Consider the following 6826-nt stretch of genomic DNA (forward strand, 5'->3'; position numbering starts at 1 on the left):
GATCCTTCACCGTCGCCTAACTGCTCATAACCAGCCAATACCGTGAGCAATTACGCGACAGGTTGTTCAGCATGACGATCAGGCCGGTGGTCTTGCCATAGTCCTGCCGGGGAATGATCCTTTGGCGGAGGCTCCGGATATAGACGTTGAACATCTTGTCGAAGCCGACGACCAGGACGAAGCCGGCCGCGTAGAGGAACGGTCCCGTCCCCGCTCCGGTCATGACGGCTCCCAGGAAGATCATCGTAAAGGAGACCGAGCCGAGGGCGCCGAGCGGCAAGGTCGTATGCGCTATTCCGAACAGGATGACGACGGTGGCGACGGCGCCGGCCGCCTGGAGGACGGCGTAGAAGAACTCGGTCTGGCCGTGGACTCCCGTGACCATGGCGGCGGATGTCGCGAGCGTCACGCCGATGATCAGGTTGACGGCGGCGGCAAGGACGACCACGTCGATCAGGCCGGGGAGCCGGACGATATGCCGGGCGGCCGTTGCGAGCGGCGCCGCCCAATGTCCGCCAGCCGCCTCCGGTTCCGCCAGTTGCGGCCGGACCGCACGTTCCCACAGGATGACGGCGGCATCGGCGGCCAGGAAAAGTGCCGCCGCGAGCAGGACGACGTATTCCCACGGCCAGATGCCGAGCAGGAAACCGGCGGCCAGCGGTCCGAGCACCATGCCCAACTGGTCGGCGATCTGGGTATAGGACAGCACCTTTTCGAACCGCTGGCCGCTGAAGACCTGCGGCAGCATGACTTCGCGCGCCATGAGCCCCTGGGACGTCAGCACGCCGCAGACCGCCGAAATGGCGATCAGCCAGAAGATACCGCCCTGCACGGCATAGGCCGCCATCCCGGCGAAGCAGGCGACCGCCCTGCACACCTGACTGGCGTGCAGGAGCCTCAAGGGCGATATCCGGTCGCACAGGGCGCCGCAGATCGGAAACGCGACATACCGGGGCAGAGTTTCGAGGAAGAACGCCACGCCGGACCAGCCGACGCTTCCGGTGATCTGAAAGATCACGAGCGGGACCAGGAACAGAAGGATCTGATCGGCCAGCCTCGATATGAAGAGGGACTGGAAGAACGCTTGATGCTTCAACTCCATTCATCGGCGTCCATACGATCTCTCCACCGGGCTCTCCACCGGGTCGCAGCAATACTCATGCGGAATCGGCGCCGTCAAAGGCTCGCTTCAGAGCCGCGATATCCAGCTTGACCATGCCCATCACCGCCTGCATGGCCCGGGCGGCACGGGTCCGGTCAGGGTCGCCCAGCATGGCGCCTATCCCGCTCGGCATGATCTGCCACGCGACGCCGTAGCGATCCCGCAGCCAGCCGCACTGTTCCTCGACGCCGCCTGCCAGAAGAGCGTCCCAGACACGGTCCAATTCGACCTGATCCTCGCACTCGTAGGCGAGCGAGATGGCGTGGCCGAACTCCTGACGCATGCCGCCGTTCAGCGCCGCCATGCGCTGGCCCGCAAGCGTGAACTCGACTACCGCCACGCTGCCGGCCGGTCCGCCGGGAGTATCGGTCGGGTAATCGACCACGCGGTCGATCCGGGAGTCGGGCAGGATCGAGACATAGAATTCGGCCGCTTCGAGAGCCTCGTGGGCGAACCACAGCCAGGGGGTGACTTTCGCCATTCTCATTTTCTCCATCTCAGGGGGAACGAGGGGTCAGCCTTCGAACAGGACGTCGAAGCCGCCGTAGATCATCCGCTTGCCATCGAAGGGCATGTCGGCGCCGAACTGCATGCGGGGATCTTTCACGACCTCCGGATGGCCCGCGTCGCGGACCGCCTTCGACGGCCAGACGATCCACGAGAAGACCACCGTCTCGCCCGCTTCGGCCTTCACGGCGCCCTTGAAGTCGGTGACCTTGCCGTCGGGCACGTCGTCTCCCCAGCACTCGACCAGCTTGATGGCGCCATGCTCCTTGAATACCTCGGCGGCCCTGGCGCACATTTCCCGGTATTCCGCTTTCTTGTGGGTCGGCACCGGAACGACGAACCCGTCGATGTAGCTCATGGCATTTCTCCCTCAAGGTCTTGGTTTTTACTTACGCTCCGGCGGCCCCGCCGCCCATCGCTTCGGCAGCGGCGGCGACGTCCATCCACATGATTTCCCAGATGTGGCCGTCCGGGTCCTCGAAACTGCGGCCGTACATGAAGCCGTAATCCTGCTTCGGACCGGGATCGGCGGTGCCGCCCGCCGAAACCGCCCTGTTCGTCATATCGTCGACCACCTCACGGCTGTCGGCTGAAAGGCAGATCAGCACTTCGCTGGTCGTCTTGGCGTCGGCGATCGCCTTGGGCGTGAACTGGCGGAACTTGTCGTGGGTCAGCAGCATCACGCTGATGGTTTCCGAAAACACCATGCAGGTCGCGGTGTGATCGCTGAACTGCTCGTTCTTGCGTGCGCCTATCGCTTCGTAGAAAGCGTTGGAGCGGGCCAGATCGGCGACGGGCAGGTTGACGAAGATCAGCCTGGACATTGGGTCGTCCTCCCGGTTGGCTGGTTGTCAGTTGATTGTTTGACCATCATGCACGGTTCTGTTATTAAAGTGAACTATGAAGTTAGAAAAAATAACTCAACGGCTGGAAACCCGGCAGCACCGCACCTATGACGACGCCTGCGCCGCAGCACACGCGCTCGACCTCATCGGGGAACGCTGGGCGCTGCTGGTGATGCGTGAATTGATGATGGGGCCGAAGCGGTTCGGCGACCTGCGCGCCAGCCTTCCCGGCATCAGCGCCAATGTCCTGACACAGCGGCTGGAGGGGCTGGAGGCGGCCGGCGTCCTGACTAAGCGAAAGCTGCCGCCGCCCGCTTCGGCGCAGGTCTACGAGCTGACTCCCTGGGGCTACGAGAGCGAGCCGATCTTCCAGGCGCTCGGCCGCTGGGCGGCGCGCTCGCCGTCCCATGACCCGACGCTGCCGTTCAGCGCCGCGTCCCTGCTGCTGTCGCTGCGCACAATGCTCGATCCGGTGCGGTCGGCTGGCATTGACGCCAGCATCGGGCTGATCCTCGGCGAAGAAACGTTCGTCGGCCATCTGGCCGGCGGCGAAATCGAGATCGCGCGGGGGGATCCTGCCGGCACCGATGTGATCTTCGAGGGAGAGCCCCGCGTCATCGCCGGGGCGATCTATGGCGGCCAGCCGCTGGACGCCCTGGAGGCAGCCGGCGTGCTGCGGATTTCCGGCGACCGTGCTCTGGCCGAGCGGTTCGTCACCCTGTTTCCGCTGCCGCCGAAAGCCGGGGCGTAATAATACCAAGCGCCTAAGAGATAGCCCTGTGAAATTGCTTTCGCCGTGTAGGTCGGTCTAGAGCGAAGCGGCAGCCGACATAGACGCGCCTGCTTGTCGGGTGCCGCTTCGCTTTACCCGACCTACGCCACGAGCGTCGTTAGCGGTCAGCTTCATCGGCCTTTGGTATAAGGCCACTCATGGCGGAATGCCGATGCCGGGACCGGTGCGGCGGATGAGATCGGCCACCGATGGCCGCAGCGTCCGGAACGCCAGGAGGAAGTCGGCGCACCGGTAGGACGGGGCCGTCTGCCTGATCCTGTCGGCATAGGCCCGCGCTTCGTCCCGCCGGTCCGCCAGCGCGTCGCAGAAGGCGGCGATGGCGTGGATATGGACATGGGCGTTGGGGCGGCCGGCGGCGCGTTCGCCCCACACCGCCGCCTGAGCGTATTCCCCCAGGTTGAGGCACGCCAGCGCCCTCACGCCCAGCATGCCGAACAGCAGCGGATCGATCGGGCTCAGCCTCTGCGCCAGATCGACGGCGCGGAGCGCCGTGGCGGTGTCGCCGCCCTGCGCCTGGACGAAGGCGATCGTGTAGTGGCCGAGCGCGAAGTTGGGGTTGAGATCGACCGCGATGTTCAGTTCCTCGACCGCGTCGTCCTGCCGCTTCAGAAGCCACAGCGCCCGTCCCAGGACCCAGTGAGCCGTCGGATCCCGCTGGTCCAGGGCGACGCTTTGCTCGGCGAAGCGGTAGGCGCGGTCCGTTTCGACGGCGTGATCGGCGGTGCGGTGGAGAAAAGCGTCCTGGAAGTGGGTGAATGACAGGCCGGCATGGGCCCGGGCACAGAACGGATCGAGCCTGACCGCCTGCCGGAAGAATCCGCGCGCCGTCTCGTTGTCGTCGCGGGTGAAGCGGAACATGTGCCACAGACCGCGATGATAGGCGCCCCAGGCGTCGAGCGAAGCAGGGTCCCGCACCAGGGCGCGCCGGATCTCCGCCGTCTCGATCTCGGCCTCCAGCGAGGCGGCGACGCGGGCAGTCAGTTCGTCCTGGATCGCGAAGACATCGTCCAGCCGCCTGTCCAGGACATCGCTCCACACGATGGCCCCGGTTTCGGTCTCCACCAGTTCCACCGTCAGCCTAAGCCGCCCGCCGTGGATGCGGACAGTGCCGGTCACCAGGTAGCGGACGCCGAGCGCGCGTCCGATAGTGTGGGGATCGGCGAACGCATCCCGGAAGCGGAAGGACGAGCCGTGAGAAATCACGAACAGCGAGCGCAGCCGGGACAACCGGAACAGGATGTCGAGCGCCAGGGCGTCGGCGAAGCCGCCGCCCTCGGCCGGCCCGCCCAGGGTGGCGAAAGGCAGCACGGCCAGCGACGGCTTGACGGGCATGATCCTGCCTTCCGGCTCCTGCGCGTCTCCAAGCGTTGCGACGGATACGGAAGCTTGGAGCACGGCATTGTCGCTATTGCGGATGCGGCGCAAAAGAGCCTTGGTTTCCGCCTCCGGCTCCGCGTCGAGGTGGCGGCGGAGGGCCTCCGCGCAATCCCGATATTGGCGGACGGCGTCGGAGCGCCGCCCGGTGGCGATGCAGGCGCGCATCAAGGCGCGATGCGCCTCCTCGCAGGCAGGATCGAGGACCAGCCAGCGCTCGGCGGCCGAACCGACACCACCCCAGTCGCCTTGCGCCTCGCACGACGCCGTCAGGCAGGAAAAGACGCCGGCAGCGATCCGGGCGAAACGGGCTCGTTCCCCGGCAAGCCACGTGTCGAAATCCTCCAGACCGGCTTCCGCCCCCGGCAGCAATATGCCTGAGCATATATCGGCAGCGGCCCGAAGGCTGCCGGGTGTAGCCTCTTGCGTCAGACGCTGGACCGCCAAGGCGTCCACGCATCCGGCCGGAAGGCCGAGCGCCACCGACTCCCTGTCCGAACGGAGCAGCTCGCCCCCTGCCCTCTCACCGAGGCGGCGCAGCTCCAGCAGGCATTGACGGAGGGAGTGCAGCGCTTGCCGGTCGCCGCCATCGCCCCACAACAGGCCCGCCAATCGCTCGCGGGACACGGGCCGGGGAGCGTTCAATGCGACGAAGGACAGAAGCATCCGCGCCTTGCGGCCCGGCAATTCCAGCACCTGCCCGTCCGCGCGGGCAAGTTTGAAGCCGCCCAGCACGCGAAGCATCGGTCCATTCATCTCGCGCCGAAGAGAAGGGTGCATGGCACGCGGATCATAGCAGTGCCGGCATCGGTTGTCAGACGCCCTTCGGCCTGAGGGAGGTAACTCCGAAAGAGAGGGACGGCGTTTTGACGTGTCGATGACGCGCCGGCCGACGCCGGGTTGACGGTCCCCGGCGATCCTTCGGCGGAAACCGGCAAGAACCGGATCTTTCTTCGAGCGAGGAGAGCGTTATGGACGATCAGATCGGCACTGGACAGATCAGCACCCTGCCCGACATCCAGCCGCACAACGAGCGCGCGGCATCGGTGTGGAGTTCGGGTGGGCGGGACTATGAGGAGATCATTCGCGGCGTTTACGACGGTATCGACACGACCGTCGCCCGGCTGAACCCCCATCCGGGCGAACGCATCCTGGACGTTGCGACCGGTACCGGAATCACGGCGCGGGCCTGTGCCCGGCGCGGCGCGGATGTCACCGCGATGGACATCGCCGCCGGCCTGCTCGACGCGGCGCGCGAACTATCCGGCAGCCTCGCCATCGACTACCGCTTGGGCGATGCGGAGGCGCTGCCCGTGGCGGATGCCAGCTTCGACGCCGTGGTCTCGACGTTCGGCGTGATGTTCGTCAGCCGCCCGGAGGCGGCGGCCGCCGAACTCGCCCGCGTCTGCAAGCCCGGCGGCAGGCTGGCCCTTGCCACCTGGACGCCCGACGGCACCATTGCCGAAATGTTCGGCGTGATGCGCCCGTACATGGCGGCACCGCCGGCGGTATCGCCGTTCGACTGGGGCCGGCGTGAGCGGCTGGAAGCATTGCTGGGCGAGGCGTTCGACCTAACGATCGTGACGGAGACCAGCCACTATGTCGAGACCGGCGGCGAGGCGGCGTGGAACACCTTCGTCACCGGCTATGGCCCGACCCGCATGCTGGCCGCCAGCCTGGACGACGACCGGCGAGCGGCGCTGAAGCGGGATTTCGTCGCGTTCCATGAACGGTTCCGCGAAGGTCAGGGCATCCATGTGCCGCGTACCTACGTGGTTACAACAGGCATCCGCCGATAGTCGCTCAGGCTTGGGGAACGGAAAGCCATCCGGCGCGGTTGAGCGAAGGGCCCGCTTGAAACCACCGGAGGCTTTCCATGTCCGCGTCGGTTTCCATAAGCGCTAACGGTGGATCGCGGATGTCACATGATTGCCGCTTCAGGTGGAAGTTTCACAGTGACGGGAGTCACTTTAGCCCCGCAATCCACACATGCGTCGTCGTCAAACGCCCCGCTGCTTGACCATTGGCACTGGGCACCCCTACATTTCAGCAGACACCAGGGTGCCGCTTGCCGTCCATGACGGACAACAGGCCGCCGCACCAGTTATGATGATGAGGTAACATGAGCACCACCAAGATCACCGA

General features: G+C 65.9%; 7 protein-coding genes. 2 read left to right on the forward strand and 5 right to left on the reverse strand.

Annotation, left to right across the window (positions count from 1 at the left end; translation table 11 throughout):
- Window positions 1-16 precede the first annotated feature (16 nt).
- From AC5JJ6_RS34640 to AC5JJ6_RS34655, 4 genes are read right to left on the reverse strand one after another with little or no spacing between them, the layout of a single operon-like run.
- Window positions 17-1102 carry an MFS transporter gene (locus AC5JJ6_RS34640; protein ID WP_496046398.1) on the reverse strand — a complete coding sequence of 362 codons (1086 nt, stop codon included), beginning with the start codon at window positions 1100-1102 and terminating at the stop codon, window positions 17-19.
- Between the two features lie 55 nt (window positions 1103-1157).
- On the reverse strand, window positions 1158-1643 hold the full coding sequence (locus AC5JJ6_RS34645) for a VOC family protein (protein WP_496046399.1): 486 nt from the start codon (window positions 1641-1643) through the stop codon (window positions 1158-1160).
- A 33-nt stretch (window positions 1644-1676) separates the two neighbouring features.
- Complete coding sequence (locus AC5JJ6_RS34650) at window positions 1677-2027, reverse strand: DUF1428 domain-containing protein (protein WP_496046400.1); 351 nt, start codon at window positions 2025-2027, stop codon at window positions 1677-1679.
- A 31-nt stretch (window positions 2028-2058) separates the two neighbouring features.
- Window positions 2059-2493 (reverse strand): VOC family protein, encoded by a 435-nt coding sequence (locus tag AC5JJ6_RS34655; protein ID WP_496046401.1) that lies wholly within the window; start codon window positions 2491-2493, stop codon window positions 2059-2061.
- A 76-nt stretch (window positions 2494-2569) separates the two neighbouring features.
- On the opposite strand from AC5JJ6_RS34655, the gene AC5JJ6_RS34660 reads away from it, so the two are divergent.
- Window positions 2570-3265 carry a winged helix-turn-helix transcriptional regulator gene (locus AC5JJ6_RS34660; protein ID WP_496046402.1) on the forward strand — a complete coding sequence of 232 codons (696 nt, stop codon included), beginning with the start codon at window positions 2570-2572 and terminating at the stop codon, window positions 3263-3265.
- A gap of 177 nt (window positions 3266-3442) precedes the next feature.
- Here AC5JJ6_RS34660 and AC5JJ6_RS34665 read toward each other — a convergent pair whose 3' ends face one another.
- On the reverse strand, window positions 3443-5461 hold the full coding sequence (locus tag AC5JJ6_RS34665) for a BTAD domain-containing putative transcriptional regulator (protein WP_496046403.1): 2019 nt from the start codon (window positions 5459-5461) through the stop codon (window positions 3443-3445).
- Window positions 5462-5652: 191 nt separating this feature from the next.
- Here AC5JJ6_RS34665 and AC5JJ6_RS34670 point away from each other — a divergent pair, with 191 nt between their 5' ends.
- A complete protein-coding gene (locus tag AC5JJ6_RS34670; protein ID WP_496046404.1) occupies window positions 5653-6480 on the forward strand; it encodes a class I SAM-dependent methyltransferase in 828 nt (275 codons plus the stop codon).
- Window positions 6481-6826 lie beyond the last annotated feature (346 nt).

Source organism: Skermanella sp., from assembly GCF_059503625.1.

Bases quoted from the DNA above. Each gene is read 5' to 3' on its own strand.
- AC5JJ6_RS34640 (WP_496046398.1), bottom strand. From the start codon at position 1,102: ATGGAGTTGAAGCATCAAGCGTTCTTCCAGTCCCTCTTCATATCGAGG.
- AC5JJ6_RS34645 (WP_496046399.1), bottom strand. From the start codon at position 1,643: ATGGCGAAAGTCACCCCCTGGCTGTGGTTCGCCCACGAGGCTCTCGAA.
- AC5JJ6_RS34650 (WP_496046400.1), bottom strand. From the start codon at position 2,027: ATGAGCTACATCGACGGGTTCGTCGTTCCGGTGCCGACCCACAAGAAA.
- AC5JJ6_RS34655 (WP_496046401.1), bottom strand. From the start codon at position 2,493: ATGTCCAGGCTGATCTTCGTCAACCTGCCCGTCGCCGATCTGGCCCGC.
- AC5JJ6_RS34660 (WP_496046402.1), top strand. From the start codon at position 2,570: ATGAAGTTAGAAAAAATAACTCAACGGCTGGAAACCCGGCAGCACCGC.
- AC5JJ6_RS34665 (WP_496046403.1), bottom strand. From the start codon at position 5,461: ATGCACCCTTCTCTTCGGCGCGAGATGAATGGACCGATGCTTCGCGTG.
- AC5JJ6_RS34670 (WP_496046404.1), top strand. From the start codon at position 5,653: ATGGACGATCAGATCGGCACTGGACAGATCAGCACCCTGCCCGACATC.